Origin of the sequence: Panacagrimonas sp., assembly GCF_965216805.1 — a bacterium.
GTDB lineage: Bacteria > Pseudomonadota > Gammaproteobacteria > Nevskiales > Nevskiaceae > Panacagrimonas.
In genome coordinates, this window is record NZ_CBDCGN010000003.1 from 596,381 (window position 1) to 618,423 (window position 22,043).

Genomic DNA, 22,043 nt, shown 5'->3' on the forward strand with positions numbered 1-22,043 from the left:
CGAAGGCGGGACCGGCGCATCGGATACCGGCGGCAGGCTCCGTCATGACGAAAACGGATGCACGCCTTGGCGGGCATGACGAACAGGGATCAGTTTCTCTCCATGTCGAGTCGCAAGACGGTCAGCCACAGGAACAGCGCGGTGAACAACAGGTAGTAGACGACATCGGAAGAATCGAACAGCCCGGTGATCAGGTCCTGGTAATGACTGATCAGCGACAGGTAGTCGAACAGCGGTGCCCAGGCCGAGTCGTAGCTGGCCGGCATCTTCAGCAGCCAGATCACCAGCAGCGCGGCAAAGCTGCCGACCGCGGCGATGGTGGGTTCGCGCGTCAGCGAGGAAATGAACAGGCCGCAGGCCGCGAAGGCCATGGTCAGCAGCAGCAGGCCCAGCAGGCCCGCGGCCAGGCGGCCGAGATCCAGATTCACCACCGGCAACAGCGAGGCCGGCATCAGCGCCAGCAGGCCGATCAGGCTGAGGACGAACACCATCACGCCCAGAAATTTTCCGAGCACGATCTCCACCAGGGTCACCGGTGCCGAGAACAGCAGGGTCAAGGTTCCGGATTTACGTTCTTCGGAAAACAGCCGCATCGTCATCAGCGGCAGGATCAGCAGCAGGATGATGGTGGCCGAGCCGTAGAGGCCGGAGCCGACGTAATCCGACACGCCGACGGACTGGTCCGCGACATTGGAATTGTTGACGTACTGGATCACCGCCCCGGCAAAGATGTAGCCGAAGATCAACTGGCTGATGCCGAGCACCGCCCAGGCCAGCGGCGAAACAAAGATGCGTCGGGTTTCGTGACCGGCGATGGCAAGCACGTTCTTCATGCGGCCTCCTGCAGGGGCTGGGTGTCGCCGGAGGTCAGCTCCACGAAGATCTCCTCCAGGGTCTTGGTTTCCAGGCGCAATTCGCGCAGCCCCCAACCCTGCTGTACGGCCAGCGCGACCAAGGCCTCGCGCGGGTCGGTGTCCTGTACCAGGCTCAGCCGCAGACGCTGCTCGTCGAGCGCTTCGACCGCGGCTACGCCCGGTATGGCGGCCAGTTCCTCCAGCGCGGGCGGCCGTGCCAGACCCAGCACCAGGGTCTGCTTTCGCGCCTGCGCGTCGATGGCGGCGTCGTACACCGTGCGGCCGCGGTCGATGATCATGACGCGGCTGCACACCGCCTGGATTTCCGGAAGGATATGGCTGGACAGAATCACGCTGTAGCGCTGACCCAGCTCGCGGATCAGGCTGCGAATCTCGCGGATCTGAATCGGGTCCAGTCCCACCGTGGGTTCGTCCAGGATCACCACCGGCGGGCGGTGGATGATGGCTTGCGCCAGTCCCACGCGCTGCTGGTAACCCTTGGACAGATTGCCGATCAGGCGGCGACCGACCTCATCCAGCCCGCAATCGCGCTTGGCTGCGGCCACGGCGTCGGAGCGGGCGCCGGCAGCAAGGCCGTGCAGTCCCGCGCAGTAGCGCAGATATTCGTCGACGGTCAGCTCCGGGTACACCGGCGGCTGTTCGGGCAGATAGCCGAGCTGGCGCTTGGCCAGCACCGGCGCCTGGTGCAGCGACTGGCCCTTGATCAGCACCTCGCCTTCGCTGGGCGCGAGATTGCCGGTGAGCATCTTCATGGTGGTGGACTTGCCGGCGCCGTTGGGGCCGAGCAGGCCAAGGATTTCGCCCTGGCGCAGTCGCAGGTCGAGCTGGTCCACTGCCAGGTTGGGGCCGAAGCGCCGCGTCAGGCCGCGGGCCTCGATGAGAATTTCCGGGCTGTCCATCGTGGTGGGCATTGTCATGGGTTCGGACGGCGCGCAACTGACCGCAGAGAACGACTGAGGGTTCCGCGGCGAGCGATTGTACGGATCGGGCTGCGACCGACAAGGCGCCGGCCCGGGCGCGACCGCGCCCGCGGTGTAGTGGGGCGGCGGACGGGTTAATGTTGCGCATCACAATAACCCACCGCGGGGAGCCCGATGTCGCCCACCTTGATCCAGACGCTGGCCGCCGTGATCTTCGGCGTGGCGCTGATCCATACGTTCTCGACCAAATTCTTCGAGCGACTGGCGCATCGACATCCGACGCACGCGGGCATCTTTCACCTGCTGGGCGAGGTCGAGGTCGTATTCGGTTTCTGGGCGATGGTATTGGTGGTCTGCCTGTTCGCGCTGGACGGCAAGGAGAACGCGATCTCCTATGTCGACTCGCGCAATTTCACCGAGCCGATGTTCGTGTTCGCCATCATGATCGTGGCGGGCAGCCGGCCGATCCTGGAGCTGGCGACGACGCTGGTGCGCGGCGTCGCACGCCTGCTGCCGCTGGCGCCGGTGCCGGCGATGTTCTTCACCATCCTGGCGGTGGTGCCGCTGCTGGGCTCTTTCATCACCGAGCCGGCAGCGATGACCCTGGCCGCACTGATGTTGCGCGACCGCTTCAACAGCAACACGGTGTCGAACACGATGCGCTACGCCACCGTCGGCGTGCTGTTCGTCAACATCTCGATCGGCGGCGTGCTGACCCCGTTCGCCGCACCGCCGGTGCTGATGGTGGCCGGCAAGTGGGGCTGGGACATCAATTTCATGCTCACGCAGTTTGGCTGGAAGGCGGCGATCGCGGTATTCGTCAACGCGGCCGCGTTGACGTTCGTGTTCCGCAGGCAGTTCTCGCTGGTGCCGCTGGTCGAGGACGTCGAGCAGTCGCGCATCCCGATCACCCTGATGATTGCGGCCACGGCGTTGCTGGCCGGCGTGGTGATGTTCTCGCACCACCCCGCGCTGTTCATGGGTTTTCTGCTGCTGTTCATGGGGGTGGCGACGGCCTACCGCGAGCACTTCGGACGGCTGATCATCCGCGAGGGATTGCTGGTGGCGTTCTTTCTGGCCGGGCTGGTGGTGCTGGGCGGCATGCAGCAGTGGTGGCTCAAACCGTTGCTGCTTTCGATGAGTCCGGACGCGGTCTACTTCGGCGCCACTGCGCTGACCGCCATCACCGACAATGCGGCGCTGACTTATCTCGGCTCGCTGGTCGAAGGTCTGAGCGATGAGTTCAAGTACATGCTGGTCGCCGGCGCGGTGACCGGCGGCGGCCTGACCGTGATTGCCAACGCACCCAATCCCGCAGGCCTTTCGATTCTGAAAGTGCGATTTGAAGACGAAACGATCAATCCGCTCGGCCTGCTGGCCGGCGCCATCCCGCCGACGCTGGTCGCCATCCTGGCGCTGCGCTTCCTGTAACTTGTCCCACCGATGAATGATTTTCGCCGCATCGAGGAACTCGCCGAACGCCTGAGCGCGATCCTGCCGCCAGGCCTGCGCGGCCTGCGCGCCGAGCTGGAAGACAACTTCCGCGCAGTGCTGCGCGCCAATCTTGAACGCTGGGACCTGGTCTCGCGCGAGCGCTTCGATGTGCAGTCCGAAGTGCTGGCGCGCACCCAGAAGCGCCTGAAGGCGCTGGAGGCACGGGTGGCAGCGCTTGAGGCGCAGGTATCGGGAGGCGGACGGCGAGAGGCCTAGCGCCGCGTCGATCGCTGTCACTTTCAGCCCGCCGCCGTGTCCCTCGCCACCGTCCACTCGCGTACCCAGAACGGTCTGGCCGCGGAACTGGTGACAGTGGAAGTGCATCTGGCGCCCGGCCTGCCCGGCCTCAACATCGTGGGCCTGCCGGAGGCCGCGGTGCGCGAAGCCAAGGACCGCGTCAAGGCCGCGCTGCAGACCTGCGGGTACGAGTTTCCCAACCGCCGGATGACCTGCAATCTGGCGCCGGCCGATCTGCCCAAGGAAGGCGGCCGCTTCGATCTGGCCATCGCGCTCGGCATCCTGGCCGCGTCCGGGCAGATTCCGGCCGCCGCCCTGGAGAACCTGGAAGTGCTCGGCGAGCTGTCGCTGTCGGGCGAAATCCGTCCCGTGCGCGGCGCGCTGCCGGCCGCCCTCAAGGCTGCGCAGAGCGGCCGACGCCTGCTGCTGCCGCAAGCCAATGCCGCCGAAGCCGCGCTCGCGCTTCAGGCGCAGGTCATTCCCGCCGAGCATCTGGCCAAGCTGTGCGCCGCGTTGCACGCCGGCCAGCTCGAGGCGATCGGACCTGGACAACCGCCGCGCCTGGCCGACGCGGCCGCCGACCTGGCCGATGTGCGCGGCCAGCATCAGGCCAAGCGTGCGCTGGAAATCGCCGCTGCCGGGGGACATTCGCTGCTGATGGTGGGGCCGCCGGGCTCCGGCAAGAGCATGCTGGCCGCGCGTCTGCCGGGCCTGATGCCGGCCCTGGACGAGGCCGAGGCCATCGAGGTGGCGGCCGTCGCCTCGGTCGGCCAGGGCGGCTTCGACGTCGCCAACTGGGGCCGACGCCCGTTTCGCTCGCCGCACCACACCGCGTCCGGTGTGGCTCTGGTGGGCGGCGGCAGCCTGCCGCGGCCCGGCGAGATCACCCTGGCCCACCTGGGCGTGCTGTTCCTCGACGAGCTGCCGGAGTTCGACCGCAGCGTGCTCGAAGTCCTGCGCGAGCCCTTGGAAAGCGGCCAGATCACGGTGTCGCGCGCGGCCCGGCAGGCCGATTTTCCGGCGCGTTTCCAGCTCGTCGCCGCGATGAACCCCTGTCCCTGTGGTTTCCTGGGCGATGCGCAGGGCAAATGCCGATGTACGCCGGACCAGGTGGCGCGTTATCGCGGCAAGATTTCCGGTCCCTTGCTGGACCGCATCGACCTGCACCTGTTCGTCCCGCGGGTGGATCACGAAGCGCTGATGGCCGCGCCCCGGACCCATTCCGGGACCGGTGCCGAAAGCAGTGCCGAGGTCCGCCTGCGGGTGCAGGCCGCCCGCAACCGGCAACTGGCGCGTGCCGGCAAGCCCAACGCCGCGCTGTCGGTGGCCGAGATCGATCGCCACTGCTGCATCGATACCGCCGGCCGCGGACTGTTGCAGACCGCGATGTCGCGGCTGGGACTGTCCGCCCGCGGCTATCACCGCATTCTCAAGGTAGCGCGCAGCATTGCCGATCTGACCGACGCCGCGCAGATCCAGGCACCGCATCTGGCCGAGGCGCTGCGCCTGCGCGAACTGGATCGCTCGGGATGACGCCGGCCCGTTGTGCCTGGACGCATAAAGAAAGGGGGCCAGTGGCCCCCTTTCTCAGGTAAAGCGACTCGAATCGAAAAACTTACAGGTCGAACCCGTAGCCGAGGCTGACCACGGCCTGCAGATCGTCGCCATCCAGATCGGTGCCCACCAGCGCAAACGAAGGGCTGAAGCCGCTCTCCAGCGACACCGACAGGCCCACGCTGTAGTCGACGTATTCGTCGATGGTCGGATCCGCGCCCAGATCACCGGTGGGATTCAGCGCTACATCGTCATCGAAAGAAGTCATGCCGACGTGCAGATCCAGGCTGACTTTTTCGCCGACCGGGAAGGAAGCGTCCGCGTAGTAATAGATGACTTCCTCATCCGTCAGGGCGAAGTAGTCGGCCAGACTGTAGGCCAGGCCCAGGGTGAGCGGGCCGAACCCGAGAGAGCCGTAGACTTCGAACGTGTTATTGGACGGATCGGGATCGGCGTCGGCTTCTTCTTCCTCCGAATACAGGTAGTAGATGGCACCGAGGTCATAGGCGATGGAACCCGCCTCACCGCCGAAGCCGGCATAGAAGTCGACCTCAGCGCCGCTGCCTTCCGCTGATGCGAAGTTGATGGTGGAGGCCCAGGTGCCGGCGTAGAAGCCGGAGTCGCTGGCGTAATCGAGGCCGCCGTTCACCGCCGCGCCGCCGCTCTGCGCCAGCCCACGAAAAAAATACTCACTGGTTACGCCCACGTTGCCGGACCCGCCCGCGAAAGCGGCCGAACTGGTGAGGGTGGCGGCGCCAATCAGAGAGCCGACCATCAGACGCTTGAAGTTCATAGCTTTTAACCTCTCCTGAGGAAATAGTGATGTTTCTCAAAGCGGGCGCCGCCGCTTGGCGTCCGCCCCGGTGGCGTCAGAGCAAAGCCCGTGCCGTTCGGACATATTTATGTGAAATCAGTCACATAAAACGAAACGATCACGCACCGAGATGGTGCGAGAGAGGCCACGCCCTAAAACAGAGCAAGGCAGCGGCGCACGGAAAACGCGCCTTGCGCGCCGTGACAGCGCATCCGGCAGAGATTCCGACGGCAAATCCGGTTGATGGTCGCCAGCATCGTCGCTGGACGGCCACAAAAAACCCCGCGTGGCATGCCACGCGGGGCTGGCTTGTCAGCAAGGGTGCGTGGCGGCTACACGCCGGCTTCTTCCAGCATGAGCTTGACCGCCGCCTTGATCTCGTCATCGCTCAGGTCCGGGTTGCCGCCGCGCGCGGGCATCATGTTCTTGCCCTTGATGGCCGAGGCGGTGAGGCCGTCCAAGCCGCCCGCAGCGCCTGCGCGTGCCGACCAAGCCGCGGAGTCGCCGTTCTTGGGCGCTTCCAGCACGCCCGCCGCGTGGCAGGCGTTGCAGTTGTTGGCCAGCACCTGGTCGGCGCTGTAGGGTTCGCGCGCGGCGGCGGCTTTCACCTTGACCAGCGCGGCCGGATCGGTCACCACCGTGCCGACCGGCTTGATGCGGGCCTCCAGGTGGGCGGTCTCTTCGGGCTCCGGACCATGGTCGGGAATCAACATGCGTGCGGCCACGATGCAGATGAAGAATATCGCCCCCAGCGCCGCCAGCACGGCGCCGAAATTGACGAAGAAAACCTTGTCGTGTTCCTTGTGTTCCAAGCGAAGCTCCCTGTTGCGCGGGCCAGGCGGATCGGTCGGCCCCGAACTTGCCGGGTCCAAGTCAGCGCGGAATTATAGTCGGGCAAACCGCCCGGCGGAACGCCGCGCTGGACGAATCGGTCCAGACCTCAATCAGGCGGCAATCCGAGGCTGGTTCTGGCCAATGTGCCGTTCCGCTACACTTCGCGCCGAAACATAAATCAAAGCGCTCGTAGCTCAGCTGGATAGAGTACTGCCCTCCGAAGGCAGGGGTCGGACGTTCGAATCGTCTCGAGCGCACCAAATATCGGGAATCCGAGCCCGATCTGGCGATGCCCAGGTCGGGCTTTTTGTTGGGCGTTGCGCCCGAATCTCTCCATTGCATTGCCTCGTGCGCCGATTTTGGGCGCAACGTTCCTGGTAAGCACTGACGGACATTTGAGACAGGTCTGCGACCTGCGGTTTTCGAGACTCCGGCGCACCCCACGGGCCGGGAAGGTGATGTGGACCAGGGCTCAGCCGCGGCCAGCCAATCTGCGCTAATGTTCCCGCGACCGACCGGCTCAAGCCGGCGGGCCTACAACGAGAACAGCAGGGGAGAAGACCGGCATGAAAACGCAGCAGCGGCGGATGGTCGCGCATGGCGCCATCATCATCCTGATTGCTCTGGCCTCCGGATTCGGGCTGGTGATGAGCCTGATCGGCGGGTTCGAGATTTTTCCGGGCACGATCCTGCAGTTCGACATTCCCGGCGATCCGCGCGCCTGGGCCCGAGCCCATGTAGGCGGCATCCTCAACGGGCTGCTGGTGATCGCCGGTGCGTTGGTGACGCTTGCGATGGCTCTGCCGCAGCCGATCGCCTCGCGCCTGCACTGGATGCTGGTCGGCACCGGCTATGCGAACACGGTGTTTTACTGGGGGGCGCTGTTCGCGCCGAGTCGCGCGCTGACCTTCGGCGACAACCGGCTCGGCGAAACCAATCTCGCCGGCATTCTCGGATTCGCGCCGGCGTTGGTGTTCGCGTTCGTCACCATGATCGCTATGGTGATCCTGATCCGTCACGGGTTCTCGGAATCCGAGTCCGCCTAGTTCTTCGTCAATCCTTGCGCCCGGAGGAGGACCTGTCTTGAGCACTCCCGAGATCGAGACCGATTATCTGATCGTCGGTGCCGGCGCGATGAGCATGGCCTTCGCGGACGTGATTTTCAGCGAGCAACCCGATGCGAAGATGGTCATCGTCGATCGCCGTCATCGACCCGGTGGACACTGGACCGACGCCTACCCTTATGTTGCCCTGCACCAACCCGCCGCGTTCTATGGCGTGAACTCAACCCGGCTCGGCCAGGGCGGTACCGACCTGGCGTCGGGTGCGGAGATCGTCGCCTACTACCACCTGCTGATGAAACGGTTCGTCGACAGTGGACGCGTGCGCTACCTGCCGATGAGTGATCACCAGGGGGACGGGCGCGTGGTGTCGGTGGTCGATCGCGCACCGCGCGCCGAGGTGCGCGCGCGGCGTCGCATCGTCGACGGTGGGTTCATGAACGTGGAAGTCCCCTCGGTGACACCGCCGAAGTACGAGGTCGAGCCCGGCCTTGCCCTGGTGCCGCCCAACCAGTTGCCGCAGATGGCGTCCGCTTGGCAGCGCTACGCGATCGTCGGCGCCGGCAAGACAGGCACCGACGCCATCGTGTTCCTGCTCGCTGCGGGTGTCGACCCGGAGCGCATCCAGTGGATTGCGCCTCACGATTCCTGGCTGTGGCTACGGGAGAAGGTGCAGCCGGGCATCGCGCTCGCCGAGTTCCTGCGCCACGCGGACAGCCTGATCCAGGCACACACGGTGGATGACATCTTCCTGCACCTGGAGCGCACCGGCAGCCTGTGCCGCGTGGATGCAACGGTGATGCCGGAGAAGTGGCGCTGCGCCACGATCAGCGCCGAGGAGTTCGCTGCGCTGCAGCGGATCCGCGACGTCGTTCGGCTGGGCCGCGTGCGCCGCATCGCGAGCGACCGGATCGAACTGGAGCGCGGCAGCATCCCGACCGACACGCGCACACTGCATGTCGACTGCAGCGCCAACGGGCTCGCGCGCAAACTTGCGCAACCTCTATTCGCTCCCGGCCGCATCACGCTGCAGTCGGTGTTCATGTGCCAGCAGGTGTTCAGTGCCGCGATCCTAGCCAAGCTCGCGCTACTGGATCTGGACGACATCGCACGCAACGCGATCTGCGAGGTGGTGCCGCATCCCGAGTACACGCACGACCATCCGACCACGATGCTGGCCAGCTTCCGCAACCTGATGAGCGCCAACCGCCACATGCCGTTCTGGCTGTGGCGCAGCCGGCTGAACCTGCTACACCACGAGACGTTGCACCGATACCTCGCGGGCGCCGTGCGCCTGCATCGGCTGATGCCCAAGCTCGAGTCTGCGGTTGCGAAAATGCTCGCCACCGCAACAGAAACGGCGACGGCCTGACTCTGCCGAGAGTATCCGCCGCCGCTGCCGCCGCCGCGTTGTTTACGCGCTCGCCTTCGCTTGAGCGCGCTGCAGGAGCGGCCGCAGAAACACAGAGATGGTTTCGTTGAATTCGGCCACGCGCGGTACGTGGGCTGACAGGTTGTAGGCGGCGTGCACCATCCCCGAGAGCCGAACGACCTTGGTCAGCACGCCCGCGGCCTGCATCGCCCGACCGTAATCTTCACCCTCGTCGCGCAGCGGATCGCATTCCGCGCTGATGACCAGCGCCGCTGGGAGCCCCGCGAGCGACTTCGCACGATTGGGCGAGGCCAGGGGCGAAGCCGCATTCGCCGGATCGCCCAGGTAGGCCGCGAGCATGGCCTGTGCGGCCGCCGTCGCCAAGATCGGTCCGTCGGCGTATTCGACCCGCGAGCGGGTCTGCGCCTCGAGGTCGATGGCGGGATACAACAGCACCTGCGCCGCTAGCGCCGGTCCGTCTTCGTCCCGGGCGCGCTGCGCCGCGACCGCGGCCAGCAGACCGCCGGCACTTTCGCCCATCACCACCAGTCGCTCGGGGTCGCCGCCGAAACGCTCGATGTTCTCCGCGGTCCAGCACAGGGCGGCGTAGGTGTCGTCCGTGGCAGCAGGGAAAGGCGACTCCGGCGCGAGGCGGTAGCTCGGGGCCACCACGATCGCGCGCAGGTCGTGGGCCAGGCGGGCACACGCCGCCGAGCACATCTCGATACTGCCGGCGATGAAACCGCCGCCGTGGAAGTACATCACCACCGGTAGCGGCCCCTCTGCGCCCGCGGGCACATGAATGTGCAGCGGCCGGTCGCCGCCGGGTCCGGAATAGCTTGTGTCGATGCGACGCACGTCCTTTGGCGCCGGCAATTGCATCAGCTTGAAGCTCTCCACCGCGGCGCGCGTCTCTTCGAGCGTGCACTGATCCAGGGGCTTGGCGTCCTGCATGAGCATGGCGCCGATCACCAGCGCCACGCCGGAGTCCACCCGGATCAGGGGCGGGACCGAAGACGCCGGCGCGTCGCCGAGGCGAAAGCCGGCGTAGCCACGCGCCACCACCTCGAAGCACATCGCCCGGTACAGCGGCGCGCCGCCCACGAAGATGAACACCGAGCGCGGCTTGCCCGGAACGTTGGCGCCCATGTACCAGGAGTTCGCGCGCGGAAACAGCGTCGAATTCAGAATGCCTTCCACCTGGCGATACCAGAGCTGCTCGGCCGCCTCGTCGGCCTCGATGGTGGCGACCCCGGTATCGACCACGTGCCGGATTGCGGCGGTGGCGAAGTCGACGTGATCCTCGATGGCGAGCGGGTTGTTGTACAGGATCACGCCGCTGGTGGGGCCGGTGATGTAGAAGAAGTTGGGGAAGCCGGCGCTGGCGATGCCCAGATAGGTGCGCGGACCCTGGGCCCAGCGATCCGCCAGTTTGACGCCGTCGCGCCCGACGATGCCCATGTTCAGCAGGGCGCCGCTGATGGCATCGAAGCCGACCGCCAGCACGATGGCGTCGAGCTCGTGCTCCACGCCGCCGGTGCGGATGCCGGTCGGGGTGATCTCTTCGATCGGCGTCGAGCGAAGGTCCACCAGCGTCACGTTGTCGCGGTTGTAGGTGGTGAAGTAGTCGTTCTCGATGACCGGCCGCTTGGTGGCGTAGGGGTGGTCGGTCGGGCACAGCAGGTCGGCGACCTTGGGATCCTTGACCTGCTCGCGAATGCGTTCGCGCACGTAGTCGGCAACGGTCTGGTTCGCCTTTTCGTCGAGCAGCAGATCGCCGTAGCTCGACACCAGGAATTCGAAGCCACCCTTGTTCCAGAGTTCGTCGTAGCGGGCGCGGCGCTGTTCGGCGCTCACTGCCAGCGCGCTGGGCTCCGGGTTCTGATACGGCACGCCCATGAATCGTTCGCGCGTCTTGGCGCGCAACTGCTGCCAGTTCTCGGCGTTCCACTGCTGCCGCTCGGGCGCCACCTTGTGATTGTTGCCGGGCACGGCGTAATTGGGGGTTCGCTGGAACACGGTGACCTGCGCGGCCTGCCCGGCGATCTCCGGAATGATCTGCACGGCTGTGGAGCCGGTGCCGATCACGCCGACGCGCAGGCCGGAAAAGTCCACGCCCTCATGCGGCCAGCGGCTGGTGCCGTACACCGGTCCCTTGAAGCGATCGATGCCGGGGAATTCGGCGCGGGACTTCGGCACCGTGACGTTGCCGGTTCCGGCAATCACGAAGCGCGCGGTGTGGGTGTCGCCCTGGTCGGTGGTGACGTGCCAACGCGCCTGGTCTTCGTTCCACACCATGGAGACCACGCGGGTCGAGTACAGGAAGGCCTTGCGGACGTCGAGCTTGTCGGCCACGAACTCCAGGTAGCGCAGGATTTCCGGCTGCGCCGCGTAGCGTTCGGACCAGCGCCACTCGCGCTGGATCTCGTCGGAGAACGAATACGAATAGTGGATGGACTCGATGTCGCAGCGCGCGCCAGGATATCGATTCCACCACCAGGTGCCGCCGGGTCCGCCAGCCGCGTCGATGCCCAGTACGTTCAGGCCCAGCTCGTCGCGCAGCTTGTGCACTGCATACAGGCCCGCAAAGCCGGCGCCCACCATGATGACATCGACATGCTGCGACATGGTCTTCTCCTCGTAATCGTTCTGTGATTGCAGTATGCGCCGGGCACGGACATGCGAGTTGGCAATGAGCGAAAGCGATATGGCATAACGCGAATCATGAAACGTGTTGGCAACCTCGACGATCAGCCATGGCCGGCCTGCTGATTCGCAGCAGCATTCTCGACGGCAGCGCCGCGCTGATCCGCGCCCGCGGAGCGCGGCCCGCGGTCGTTGCACGCCGGGCAGGTCTTCCATTGCGCGCCTTTACGGACCCCGGCCTGCTGGTCAGCGGGACAGCGGTGCTCAGAGCGTTCGAGTTCGCAGCGCAGGAGTGCGGCGATCGCACCTGGGGCTTGTCGCTGTCCACCCATGCACGGCTGGCCGCGATCATCGGACCGCTGTGGATTCTGCTGCGCAATGCACGCACGGTCGGTCAGATGTGCGAGGCCTTCGCTCACAACTTCGATGTATTCAGCGACGTCGCCGTGGTCACCGCGCGTCCGCAGGACGGCGGCGGCCTGCTCTTGAGCTGGAACATGGCCGCCACCTCGATCCAGAGCCATGTGCAGATGCTGGAGTTCGCGCTCTCGGTGTTTACCCAGGAGATCCGGACGCACCTGGGTGCGCAGTGGGCGCCGGCGGCAGTGCTGTTCACCCACGCCCGTCCGCCCGGCAGCCTGAAGTTGTATCGCGCGATGTTCGGCCGCGATCCCCGCTTCAACCAGGCATGGACAGGGCTGCTGCTCGACCGCGACACCGTCGAACAACCCCTACGCGGACGCCAATCGGCGGCGCGCGCGCTGGCGAGCCGCGTCGTGGAACTCGAAGAACGTACATCGGAGAAAGCGATCGGCCGGCAGGTTGAGGCGGTGATCCGCGGGTTGATGCCGTATGCACCGTGCTCGCTGCGCGACGTGAGCCAGGCGATGGGGGTCGGACCGCGGACGCTGCAGATCCGGCTCAAGCGTCACGGCGAAACCTTTGCAGCGATCCGCGATGCGGTGCGCGCAGACCTGGCGTCGAAGTATCTGCGGCACTCGGATCTGCCGGCGGGGCGGATCGCCGAGATCCTGGGCTACGGCGATGTCACCTCGCTGAGCCGTTCGTTCCGGCGCTGGCAGGGCAGGACGATGCGGCATTTCCGCGCCGCGAAGTCCTGAGCCGGCGCTTGGTGCGCCTGCGGGCCGCCGGCCGCGGCACTGCGACTTCAGTCCAACGGGGTGACGCGGACCTTGGCGACGCCACGCTCGATCAGATGCAGCTGCTCGGCGGCGGCGCGCGACAAGTCGATGATGCGGCCCTTGACGAAGGGTCCGCGGTCGTTGATGCGAACGGTGACCTCGCGACCGCTTTCCAGGTCGCGCACCCTCACCCGGGTGCCGAAAGGCAGACTGCGATGCGCTGCAGTCATCGCATCGCGGTCATAACGCTCGCCGCTGGCGGTCTTGCCGCCGTGGTGGCGGTCGCTGTAGTACGAGGCCACACCGTCCTGACCACCCGCCGCGGAGGCGTCGCCACCTTGCGCTGCGCGGCTTGCGCAAGCGCCGAGCAGTGCGGCCAGCAACAGGCAGGCCAGTACCCGGCACAGGGCCACCGGGGCGGTAACCGCCAAGCGGCTCCGGTGCGACGTGCAAGCCTGAACAAGGGTTGCATTCTGCAGCGCGCGGTGACCGCTCGCGGGTGCGTCGGGGGTCATGGCCAGGTGGCGAGATGACGACGGGATGGGCTGCGCAAGCACGAGGGTGCACGCTCGAGGGGCCGAGATGGTAGCGCGGCCCGGTACGCGAGGCATCCCTTGTCCCTTCAGTCCTACCGGCTGGCGGCGCCATCGGCCGCGTGCAGCGGCAGCGCGGTCTTGTAGCGCACCTGCTTGAGCGCAAAGCTGGAGCGGATCTTCTCAACCTCCGGCATCGGCGACAGTTCTTCGATGATGAAGCGTTCCAGCGCCGCCATGTCCGCCACGGCCACCCGGATCAGGTAATCGGCGTCGCCGGTCATCAGGTAGCACTCCATCACTTCCTCGCGCGCACCGATGCGGTCTTCGAACGCCTGCAGCGACGGTCGGCTCTGGTCCTTGAGGCTGATGAACACGAAGACGTTGAGCAGCAGGCCCAGCTGAGCCGGGTCCAGCAGCGCGACGTACTGGCGGATCAGACCGGCAGCCTCCAGCGCCTTGACCCGCGCCAGGCAGGGCGAGGGCGACAGGCACACGCGCCGGGCCAGTGCCACATTGGACAGGCTGGCGTCGGCCTGCAGGGCGCGCAGAATTCGCAGATCGATAGCGTCGAGTTTCATCGTGCTGAGAAAGTGTATACGGCCGGCACGATGTGCTGCGATTCCGGCGTTTTCGGCGACAGTTCGATCAGAAATGCGGCGGGTTTCGCTCTACGATCATCCGGGTCTGGAGCCGCCATGAAGACCCACGAATTGACCAACCCGATCCCTGCTGGCGAAGCCGCGCTTGAAAACGAGGAGTGGTCTGCCGCGTTGACGTCGCTGGTGGCGAATTCGGGGCGCGCACGAGCGCAGGAAATTCTGGACCTGCTGACGCGCATCGCCAGAGACCCGGCTATTGGCTGGCAGCCGCAGCACGGCACCCCCTATGTCAACACGGTGCCGGTACAGCAGCAGCCGGTGTTTCCGGGCGATCTGGCGATCGAGGAGCGTCTGGCCTCGATCATGCGCTGGAACGCGCTGGCGATGGTGGCGCGCGCCAACGCGGCATACGGCGAGCTCGGCGGCCATATCGCGAGCTATGCCAGCGCCGCCGATCTGTTCGAGGTGGGCTTCAATCATTTCTTCCGGGCCGCCACCCCCGACTTCGGCGGCGACGTGGTGTTCTACCAGCCGCACTCCGCGCCCGGTGTGTACGCGCGCGCGTTCCTCGAAGGACGTTTGAGCGAAACCGATCTTTCGCACTACCGTCAGGAGATCACCGCAAAGCGCAACGGCATGCGCGGCCTGTCCAGTTATCCGCATCCCTGGCTGATGCCGGACTTCTGGCAGTTCCCCACGGGTTCGATGGGCATCGGGCCGATCAGCTCCATCTACCAAGCGCGCTTCATGCGCTATCTGAACCATCGCGGCCTGCTCGACACCGCCGAGCGCAGAGTCTGGGGCGTGTTCGGTGACGGCGAGATGGACGAACCCGAGAGCATGTCCGCGCTCACGCTCGCCGCGCGCGAAGGACTCGATAATCTGGTGTGGGTGGTCAACTGCAATCTGCAGCGCCTTGACGGTCCGGTGCGCGGCAACGGCCGCATCATCGACGAGCTCGAAGCGCTGTTCAGCGGCGCCGGCTGGAACGTGATCAAGCTGGTCTGGGGTTCGGACTGGGACGGCCTGTTTGCACGCGATCGCGAAGGAGCATTGATCAATGCCTTCGCGCAGACCGTGGACGGCCAGTTCCAGACCTTTGCCGCCAAGGATGGCCGCTACAACCGCGACCACTTCTTCGGCCAGAACCCCGAACTGGCCGCGCTCGCGCAGGGCCTCACCGACGATCAGATCGATCGCCTCAAGCGCGGCGGTCACGACCTGGTGAAGATCCATGCCGCCTATACCGCGGCGGTGCAGTGCAAACACAAGCCCAGCGTGGTGCTTGCGCAGACCAAGAAAGGCTTCGGCATGGGCGAGGCCGGCCAGGGCAAGATGACCACGCACCAGCAGAAGAAGCTGGATCGCGATGCGCTCATTGCCTTTCGCAATCGCTTCAATCTGCCGCTGAGCGACGCGCAGACCGAAAGCCTGAGCTTCTACCGGCCTGAAGAGAACAGCGCCGAGATGCGCTACCTGCAGGCACGTCGCAGCGCGCTTGGAGGTCACGTGCCTTCGCGTCGCAGCGCCGCTGCGTCTGTCGCTGTACCTGCGATGCAAGGCTACGCCGGCTTTGCGCTGCAAGCCGAAGGCAAGGAAATGTCCACGACCATGGCCTTCGTGCGCATGCTTGGCGGCCTGCTGCGCGACGAGGCCTTGGGCAAGCGCGTGGTGCCCATCGTTGCGGACGAGGCGCGCACCTTCGGCATGGCCAATCTGTTCAAGCAGATCGGCATCTATTCGAGCAAAGGCCAGTGCTACGAGCCGGAAGACATCGGATCGATCCTGAGTTATCGCGAGGCGCTAGACGGCCAGATTCTGGAAGAAGGCATCAGCGAGGCCGGTGCGGTCAGCTCCTGGGTTGCGGCAGCGACGAGCTATTCCGCGCATGGCCTGGCCATGCTGCCGTTCTACATCTACTACTCGATGTTCGGCTTTCAGCGCATCGGCGATCTGATCTGGGCCGCGGCCGATCAGCGCGCGCGTGGCTTCCTGCTCGGCGCCACCGCGGGCCGCACGACGCTGGGCGGCGAGGGCCTGCAGCACCAGGACGGTCACAGCCATCTGATGGCCGCGACCATCCCGAACTGCCGCGCCTACGATCCCGCCTTTGCCGGCGAGCTCGCGGTGATTCTCGATCACGGCATGCGCGCGATGCTGGAGCGTCAGGAGGACGTCTTCTACTACGTCACCCTGATGAACGAGAACTACGCGCAGCCCTCGCTGCCGGCTGGTGTGGCGGCCGATCTCATCAAGGGCTTGTATCGCTATGCCGGCACCAGCGCCGCGAAGTCCGAGGGCCAGGTGCGCTTGCTCGGTTCCGGCGCGATCCTTTTGGAAGTGATCGCCGCGTCCGAACTGCTGGCGCAGGACTGGAACATCGACGCAGAAATCTGGAGCGCCACCAGCTTCACCGAACTGGCGCGCGAGGCGCGCGAAGTGGAGCGCTGGAATCGTCTGCATCCGGGCGAGGCGCCGCGCCAGAGCCATGTCGCTCGCTGCCTGCCGCAGGGCGCGCCGGTCATCGCCGCAACCGACTATCTGCGCGCGCTGCCGCAACTGATCGCCTCCTACATCGAGCCGCCGTACACCGCGCTGGGTACCGACGGCTTCGGCCGCAGCGACACGCGCAGCGCCCTTCGCAGCTTCTTCGAAGTGGATCGTCATCACGTCGTGCTCGCCGCGCTCAGTGCGCTCGCCCGGCAGGGGTGTGTCGACGCGACCCTGTGCGAGCAGGCCATCGCGCGCTACTCGATCCGCGCGGGTGCCCCGGCACCATGGGACAGCTGATCGGCGTGCCGTGTGCGCGAGCTTGCCCAACCGCTACTGTCGCGCGGAGGTCCCACCGTCGATCACCAGCACGGTGCCGTTGCAATAAGACGCATCGTCGGAGGCCAGGTACAGGCAGCCCTTGGCCATTTCTTCCGGCGTGCCCGGCCGGCGCATGGGCGACAGTTGTTCGGCGGTGGCCGGGTCGTCGAACAGCGGCAACAGCGAGGCCACCATCGGGGTGGCAATGAAGCCCGGCGCCACGCAATTGGCACGGATACCGTCGCGGGCGTGGCGTACGCACAGCGAACGCGTGAGGTTGATCATGCCGGCCTTGGCCGCGGTGTAGGCATGCGCTGCCGGCAGGCCGAGCTGGCCGGAGATGCTGGCCACCGCGACGATGGCGCCGCCGCCCGCCGCGATCATGTGCGGTAGCACCGCGCGGACCATCAGGTAGTAGCTGTTGAGATTGATGTCGATCACCTCGCGCCACTGTGTCGGCGGCGTGCTCATGGCGTCGTTCATCGATTCGGGTCTGTGGTCGGTCCAGCTGTAGCCAACGCCGGCCGCGTGGATCAGCGCATCGATACGGCCATGTGTCTGCAGGGCGTCGGCGATGACCGCTTCGGCACCGGCCTCCTGCGATACGTCCGCCTGCACCACGCGTGCATCGCCGCCGTGGTCGACCACCTGCTGCGCACTTTCCGCCAGCGTCGCGGCCGTGCGTCCGGCGCCGACCACCTGCGCGCCGCGGGCCGCAAAGATCTGCATGCAGGCGCGGCCGACGCCGGTGCCGGTGCCTGTGATCACCACCACCTTGTCGTTCATGTTCATGAGTTGCGCCCAGGTCCAGGAGTCGTGGTGCCGCTGCAGCGACGGTGTCCAGGCTTCATCTTGGCCACGTCCGTCAGCGCAGGCAACCGGCGCCACGCCGCTTTCGAAGCGACAGCCTACACTTGCGCCGTGAATGCGCTCATCGATACCCGCCATGCCCGGAAGCGGCGCAGGCCGCCTGCGGAGCGGCCGCGCGCATGAGTACCGAAGCAACCTGCGTCCTGTATTCGGTGTCGGTGCGCGAGCTGTGCGAGTTCACCGCCAAGGCCGGCGATCTGGATCTGCGCTTCACCCCCGCGCCGACTGCGCTCGAAGGTATCAATGGGCATTACAAGGTGACGTCGCGTCGCGGCGCAGGCTACGAGCGCGAGCGCGTGCTGACCGAAACCTTCGAGCTGCTGCGCGTGCGCGGCCGTGCCGACGGCTACCGCGCCGAGCCGCCCGAGATCGAGGAGATCAAGACCCATCGCGGCGCGGTGGAGCGCATTCCCGACAATCATCGGGCCTTGCACTGGGCTCAGCTCAAGATGTACGGCGCCATGCTGTGCCAGGAGCGCGAACTGCCGCAGGTGCGTCTGACCCTGGTGTACTTCGATGTGGTGCGTGAACGCGAAACGCCGACCGGCGCCGTGTTCGCTGCCGACGAGTTGCGCGCGTTCTTCGAAGATCATTGCCGTCGCTTTCTGGCCTGGGCCTTGCAGCAACGCGCGCATCGGCTGCGCCGCAACGCCGCAATGGATCAACTGAGGTTCCCCTACGCGAAGTTCCACGCCGGCCAGCGCAGCCTGGCCGAAGCGGTCTACCGGACGGCCCGCGACGGCGGCCGCTTGATGGCGCAGGCGCCGACCGGGATCGGCAAGACCTTGGGTACTCTTTTTCCCGCGCTCAAGGCCTGTGCGCGTGGCGATATCGATCGCGTGTTCTATCTCACCGCCAAGACCTCGGGCCGGCGCCTGGCGCTGGACGCGATGGAACAGCTGCTGCCATCGGCGCCGGAGCGGCCGTTGCGGTTGCTGGAGCTGACCGCACGCGAGAAAGCCTGCGAACACCCGGACAAGGCTTGTCACGGCGGTTCCTGTCCGCTGGCCAAGGGTTTCTACGATCGCCTGAGCGATGCGCGTGCGGCCGCCATGCAGGTCGCGCAGCTCGATCAGGCGGCGCTGCGACGGATCGCGCACACCCATGCGGTCTGCCCCTATTACCTGAGCCAGGAAATGGCGCGCTGGTGCGATCTGATCGTGGGCGACGTCAACTACTACTTCGATCTCAGCGCGCTGCTGCATGCGCTCAGCGTCGCCAACGGCTGGAAGGTGGCGCTGCTGGTGGACGAGGCGCACAACCTGCTCGATCGCGGCCGTGGCATGTACACCGCAGAGCTGGATCAACAGGCGCTGTTGCGGATCAGACCGCTGGCGCCGCGTCCGCTCAAGCGCGCGCTGGACCTGCTGAACCGCGAATGGAATCGCGTGCACGTCGATCAGCAGATCGAATACCAGGTCTACGAGCAATTACCGGAGCGCTTTCTGGACGCACTGGGCAAATTCGCCAGCGCAGTCACCGACCTGCTCAGCGAGCAGCCCGACAGCATCGCGCCGGAACTGCAGGCCTTCTACTTCGACTGCTTGCACTGGCGGGCCCTGGCGGACCTCTTCGCCGCCCATTCGCTCTTCGACGTCAGCCTGTCCGACACGCGCTCGGCCAAACCGCGTTCGCGCCTGTGCCTGCGCAACGTGGTGCCGGCGCCGTTTCTGTCCGAGCGTCTGCGCCTGGCACATAGTGCGGTGTTGTTTTCCGCCACCCTGATGCCGGCCGGTTTCTATCGGCAGATGCTGGGCCTGCCGGAGCTGACGCTCGAGCTCGACGTTGCCTCGCCCTTCGCAGCCGCGCAACTGGATGTGCGAGTGGTATCGAGGGTGTCTACCCGCTATGCCGATCGTGCGGAATCGGTGGCCCCCATCGCCGATCTGATCGCGCAGCAGTATCGGCAGATGCCGGGCAACTATCTGGCTTTTCTGAGCAGCTTCGATTATCTGCAGAACGTCGCTACGCAGTTTGCTGCTGCGCATACGGACATCCCGCACTGGAGCCAGACGCGTGCCATGCCGGAATTGCAGCGCGGTGCGTTTCTGGAGCGCTTTGCCGAAGGGGGGCGCGGCATCGGATTCGCCGTCCTTGGCGGTGCATTCGCCGAGGGCATCGATCTGCGCGGCGATCGCCTGATCGGGGCCTTCGTCGCCACCCTGGGCCTGCCGCAGTTCAACGCCGTCAACGAGCAGTTCAGGGCACGCCTCGACCACCTGTTCGGCGCGCAGTTCGGCTACGACTACACCTATCTCTACCCTGGCCTGCAGAAAGTCGTGCAGGCCACCGGGCGCGTCATTCGCACGCCGCAGGACCGCGGCACGATCTTTCTGATCGACGATCGCTATACGCAAACCAGGATCAGGCGCCTGCTGCCCGCATGGTGGGGCGTGCACAATGCAGCCCTGCCCAGCCCGCGGGCAGCACGTGCGTCGCCACCCGTAACGGATAGGCTCTAAGCCGCGGTCTCGGCCGATTCCATCGCCCGCAGTCGCTTCATGGCCTCGCGTTTGCCGATGAGCCGAATCGCGGCAAGCGATGCGACCTGCGCCTTGCGCGGCTGCGATTTCTCCTGTTCCCAGTGATAGATCGACTGACCGCTGACACCCACCAGGCGCCCGAAATCATGGGCACTCAGACCCAGCTTGGCACGCAGCGAACGCAATCCGCGCGCCTGGAATCGGGGTGCGCTGCCGGCTTCGTCGGTCCCGGGTTCTTCGCGGGCGCTGCGGCGGCTGCCGCTACCCAGTCGTTTGACTTCCTTTTCGAGCTGCGCGACCTGTCGTTTCAGTGCGGCAATCTGCTTGCGTTGAGACGACGTGACGCTGCGCACAGGGTCGAGGTGCTCGCGTGCGGCCTTGCGCGCAAGGCGCGTGATTTCGCTTTTCAGTAATGCATCCAGACTGGCCATATTCTCTCTTTTCGACTAAGGAAGAACCGCCATTATGAACCGCCTGGGGAAAATCCATCTTCTACGCCGTTCAGCCAAGCTGAATTGCATGCGACAGCAGGATCGAACGCAGGTCGACACGGGCGCCCAGCGCGCGTAGCAACCAGTAGTGGCCGCTGAGGGCGCGGATCACGAAGATCAGATCGGTTACCGGCTTGAAGCGGAAGGTAAGCCCGACGTGCGAACGCGCGCAGGCGCGTAGCCGGTCGATGAAACTTGGATCGGAGAAGTCGAATCCATCCGCAACCGCCAGCGGTTGGATGATCAAGCGGTGAAGGTCGCGGTACAGGGGTTCGACTTCCGCCAGCGGCACGTCGCCGGCAAGGCCGCCCAGGCGCTCCAGCGTTTCGTGCACGCCGGCCCAGTCGCGCGCCGCGGCGGCGGCGAGCAGTTGTCGAACCTTGCCGACGACGTGTTCGGGGACTTGTTTGACGCAGCCGAAGTCGTAGACCACGACATCGTCGTTGTCGCGAAAGGCGAAATTACCCGGGTGCGGGTCGGCGTGGACGGCGTGGGACTCGAACAGCTGGTGTACCAGCCAGCTTGCAAGATGAGCGCCGATGCGGTCGCGCCGCATCTGCGACCAGGTGCGTGCCTGTTCCAGGCCGGCGCCGCGCTCTTCGCCGCACACGATCACGCCCGCCGTGCACAGCTCCGGCAGAGGGGTGGGGTAGACGATGCCTTCGAGCGCAGCGCGGTGGCGCAACAGCTGCAGGTAGCGCAGTTCGGCGACGTAGTCGGTCTCGTCGCGAAAGCGTTGTCGAACTTCTTCCATCAGACGGTCCATCGCCGGACCGTCCAGCGGCAACAATTTGGAGGCGCCGATGAGCCGGCGCAATTGTTTGAGGTCGGCATCCACGGCATCGCCAACGCCGGGGTAGCGCAGCTTGATCACCAGCGTACGGCCGTCCACGTGGCGGGCGCGGTGGACCTGGCCGATGCTGGCGGCGGCCAGCGCCTGACGCTCGATGGATTCGATCTGCGCGAACTGTGCAGCGCTCCATTGCAAGGCCAGCGCGCGCTGAAAGTCTTCGAAGGCAATCGGTTCGGCGGCGTTCTGCAAACGACGCAGCTGCTCGGCAAGCTGCGGCGGCAGTACGTCGGCGTATTGCGAAGCGAGCTGACCGAGCTTCATGGCCGCACCGCGCAGCTCGCCCAGGGTCTGTGCCCAGTCGCGGCCCACGGCAGTCCAGTAGTCGACCTTGCGCTGGGCGCGATCACCGCCGGGAAGCTGCTTCAGCAGAGAGCGTCCCAGCGTGCGCGCGCCCGCACCGAGCAGGCGCGCAGTACGACGCGAGGGCGAGTCTTCGATCGGCGGCATGGTG

At 66.1% G+C, this 22,043-nt stretch carries 18 protein-coding genes and 1 tRNA gene; 9 read left to right on the forward strand and 10 right to left on the reverse strand.

What is annotated here, in order from left to right; translation table 11 throughout:
• Positions 1-89: 89 nt before the first annotated feature.
• Entirely contained in the window at positions 90-833 is a 744-nt protein-coding gene (locus tag ACOOHP_RS15885; protein ID WP_420467460.1) for an ABC transporter permease, read from the reverse strand.
• Positions 830-1,792: an ATP-binding cassette domain-containing protein gene (locus ACOOHP_RS15890; protein ID WP_420467461.1), complete on the reverse strand. Its 963-nt coding sequence runs from the start codon at positions 1,790-1,792 to the stop codon at positions 830-832. Before ACOOHP_RS15890 ends, ACOOHP_RS15885 begins: the two co-directional genes overlap by 4 nt.
• 177 nt (positions 1,793-1,969) lie before the next feature.
• Here ACOOHP_RS15890 and ACOOHP_RS15895 point away from each other — a divergent pair, with 177 nt between their 5' ends.
• The 3 genes from ACOOHP_RS15895 to ACOOHP_RS15905 are packed head-to-tail and all read left to right on the forward strand — an operon-like array spanning position 1,970 to position 5,059.
• Complete coding sequence (locus ACOOHP_RS15895) at positions 1,970-3,226, forward strand: putative Na+/H+ antiporter (protein ID WP_420467462.1); 1,257 nt, start codon at positions 1,970-1,972, stop codon at positions 3,224-3,226.
• A gap of 12 nt (positions 3,227-3,238) precedes the next feature.
• The gene (locus ACOOHP_RS15900) at positions 3,239-3,505 is read left to right on the forward strand and encodes an accessory factor UbiK family protein (RefSeq protein ID WP_420467463.1); all 267 of its coding nucleotides are present in this window, start codon (positions 3,239-3,241) and stop codon (positions 3,503-3,505) included.
• Positions 3,506-3,541: 36 nt separating this feature from the next.
• Positions 3,542-5,059 (forward strand): YifB family Mg chelatase-like AAA ATPase, encoded by a 1,518-nt coding sequence (locus ACOOHP_RS15905; protein WP_420467464.1) that lies wholly within the window; start codon positions 3,542-3,544, stop codon positions 5,057-5,059.
• A gap of 82 nt (positions 5,060-5,141) precedes the next feature.
• Here the strand turns inward: ACOOHP_RS15905 and ACOOHP_RS15910 are convergent, their stop codons facing one another.
• Entirely contained in the window at positions 5,142-5,873 is a 732-nt protein-coding gene (locus ACOOHP_RS15910) for a TorF family putative porin (RefSeq protein ID WP_420467465.1), read from the reverse strand.
• Positions 5,874-6,226: 353 nt separating this feature from the next.
• Positions 6,227-6,706 (reverse strand): c-type cytochrome, encoded by a 480-nt coding sequence (locus tag ACOOHP_RS15915; protein ID WP_420467466.1) that lies wholly within the window; start codon positions 6,704-6,706, stop codon positions 6,227-6,229.
• 205 nt (positions 6,707-6,911) lie between these two features.
• Between ACOOHP_RS15915 and ACOOHP_RS15920 the strand changes: the two genes are divergently transcribed.
• The 3 genes from ACOOHP_RS15920 (at position 6,912) to ACOOHP_RS15930 (ending at position 9,161) form a co-directional block, all read left to right on the forward strand.
• Positions 6,912-6,988: transfer RNA gene (locus tag ACOOHP_RS15920), tRNA-Arg, on the forward strand.
• A 306-nt stretch (positions 6,989-7,294) separates the two neighbouring features.
• Positions 7,295-7,774: a styrene-oxide isomerase StyC gene (styC, locus tag ACOOHP_RS15925; protein WP_420467467.1), complete on the forward strand. Its 480-nt coding sequence runs from the start codon at positions 7,295-7,297 to the stop codon at positions 7,772-7,774.
• 37 nt (positions 7,775-7,811) lie between these two features.
• Positions 7,812-9,161, forward strand: coding sequence for an NAD(P)/FAD-dependent oxidoreductase (locus ACOOHP_RS15930; RefSeq protein WP_420467468.1), 1,350 nt, complete (start codon positions 7,812-7,814; stop codon positions 9,159-9,161).
• A gap of 42 nt (positions 9,162-9,203) precedes the next feature.
• Here ACOOHP_RS15930 and ACOOHP_RS15935 read toward each other — a convergent pair whose 3' ends face one another.
• Positions 9,204-11,789 carry a flavin-containing monooxygenase gene (locus tag ACOOHP_RS15935; protein WP_420467469.1) on the reverse strand — a complete coding sequence of 862 codons (2,586 nt, stop codon included), beginning with the start codon at positions 11,787-11,789 and terminating at the stop codon, positions 9,204-9,206.
• A 128-nt stretch (positions 11,790-11,917) separates the two neighbouring features.
• On the opposite strand from ACOOHP_RS15935, the gene ACOOHP_RS15940 reads away from it, so the two are divergent.
• A complete protein-coding gene (locus tag ACOOHP_RS15940) occupies positions 11,918-12,928 on the forward strand; it encodes an AraC family transcriptional regulator ligand-binding domain-containing protein (RefSeq protein WP_420467470.1) in 1,011 nt (336 codons plus the stop codon).
• 47 nt (positions 12,929-12,975) lie between these two features.
• On the opposite strand, the gene ACOOHP_RS15945 is transcribed toward ACOOHP_RS15940, so the two are convergent.
• Complete coding sequence (locus tag ACOOHP_RS15945; protein WP_420467471.1) at positions 12,976-13,380, reverse strand: septal ring lytic transglycosylase RlpA family protein; 405 nt, start codon at positions 13,378-13,380, stop codon at positions 12,976-12,978.
• Positions 13,381-13,577: 197 nt separating this feature from the next.
• A complete protein-coding gene (locus ACOOHP_RS15950) occupies positions 13,578-14,063 on the reverse strand; it encodes an Lrp/AsnC family transcriptional regulator (protein WP_420467472.1) in 486 nt (161 codons plus the stop codon).
• Between the two features lie 117 nt (positions 14,064-14,180).
• On the opposite strand from ACOOHP_RS15950, the gene mdeB reads away from it, so the two are divergent.
• Entirely contained in the window at positions 14,181-16,874 is a 2,694-nt protein-coding gene (mdeB, locus tag ACOOHP_RS15955) for an alpha-ketoglutarate dehydrogenase (RefSeq protein WP_420467473.1), read from the forward strand.
• 33 nt (positions 16,875-16,907) lie between these two features.
• On the opposite strand, the gene ACOOHP_RS15960 is transcribed toward mdeB, so the two are convergent.
• Positions 16,908-17,687: an SDR family NAD(P)-dependent oxidoreductase gene (locus ACOOHP_RS15960; protein WP_420467474.1), complete on the reverse strand. Its 780-nt coding sequence runs from the start codon at positions 17,685-17,687 to the stop codon at positions 16,908-16,910.
• Positions 17,688-17,884: 197 nt separating this feature from the next.
• Here ACOOHP_RS15960 and ACOOHP_RS15965 point away from each other — a divergent pair, with 197 nt between their 5' ends.
• Positions 17,885-20,227, forward strand: a complete 2,343-nt coding sequence (locus ACOOHP_RS15965; protein ID WP_420467475.1) for an ATP-dependent DNA helicase — start codon at positions 17,885-17,887, stop codon at positions 20,225-20,227.
• Here ACOOHP_RS15965 and ACOOHP_RS15970 read toward each other — a convergent pair.
• A complete protein-coding gene (locus ACOOHP_RS15970) occupies positions 20,224-20,679 on the reverse strand; it encodes a helix-turn-helix domain-containing protein (protein ID WP_420467476.1) in 456 nt (151 codons plus the stop codon). The two genes, ACOOHP_RS15965 and ACOOHP_RS15970, sit on opposite strands and share 4 nt — an antisense overlap.
• A gap of 70 nt (positions 20,680-20,749) precedes the next feature.
• Positions 20,750-22,039, reverse strand: a complete 1,290-nt coding sequence (locus tag ACOOHP_RS15975; RefSeq protein WP_420467477.1) for an ABC1 kinase family protein — start codon at positions 22,037-22,039, stop codon at positions 20,750-20,752.
• Positions 22,040-22,043: the final 4 nt, after the last annotated feature.

Excerpts from the sequence above, each read along its gene's own strand:
- ACOOHP_RS15885 (WP_420467460.1), bottom strand. The coding sequence starts at position 833 with ATGAAGAACGTGCTTGCCATCGCCGGTCACGAAACCCGACGCATCTTT.
- ACOOHP_RS15890 (WP_420467461.1), bottom strand. The coding sequence starts at position 1,792 with ATGACAATGCCCACCACGATGGACAGCCCGGAAATTCTCATCGAGGCC.
- ACOOHP_RS15895 (WP_420467462.1), top strand. The coding sequence starts at position 1,970 with ATGTCGCCCACCTTGATCCAGACGCTGGCCGCCGTGATCTTCGGCGTG.
- ACOOHP_RS15900 (WP_420467463.1), top strand. The coding sequence starts at position 3,239 with ATGAATGATTTTCGCCGCATCGAGGAACTCGCCGAACGCCTGAGCGCG.
- ACOOHP_RS15910 (WP_420467465.1), bottom strand. The coding sequence starts at position 5,873 with ATGAACTTCAAGCGTCTGATGGTCGGCTCTCTGATTGGCGCCGCCACC.
- styC (WP_420467467.1), top strand. The coding sequence starts at position 7,295 with ATGAAAACGCAGCAGCGGCGGATGGTCGCGCATGGCGCCATCATCATC.
- ACOOHP_RS15935 (WP_420467469.1), bottom strand. The coding sequence starts at position 11,789 with ATGTCGCAGCATGTCGATGTCATCATGGTGGGCGCCGGCTTTGCGGGC.
- ACOOHP_RS15940 (WP_420467470.1), top strand. The coding sequence starts at position 11,918 with ATGGCCGGCCTGCTGATTCGCAGCAGCATTCTCGACGGCAGCGCCGCG.
- ACOOHP_RS15950 (WP_420467472.1), bottom strand. The coding sequence starts at position 14,063 with ATGAAACTCGACGCTATCGATCTGCGAATTCTGCGCGCCCTGCAGGCC.
- mdeB (WP_420467473.1), top strand. The coding sequence starts at position 14,181 with ATGAAGACCCACGAATTGACCAACCCGATCCCTGCTGGCGAAGCCGCG.
- ACOOHP_RS15960 (WP_420467474.1), bottom strand. The coding sequence starts at position 17,687 with ATGAACATGAACGACAAGGTGGTGGTGATCACAGGCACCGGCACCGGC.
- ACOOHP_RS15965 (WP_420467475.1), top strand. The coding sequence starts at position 17,885 with ATGAGTACCGAAGCAACCTGCGTCCTGTATTCGGTGTCGGTGCGCGAG.
- ACOOHP_RS15970 (WP_420467476.1), bottom strand. The coding sequence starts at position 20,679 with ATGGCCAGTCTGGATGCATTACTGAAAAGCGAAATCACGCGCCTTGCG.
- ACOOHP_RS15975 (WP_420467477.1), bottom strand. The coding sequence starts at position 22,039 with ATGCCGCCGATCGAAGACTCGCCCTCGCGTCGTACTGCGCGCCTGCTC.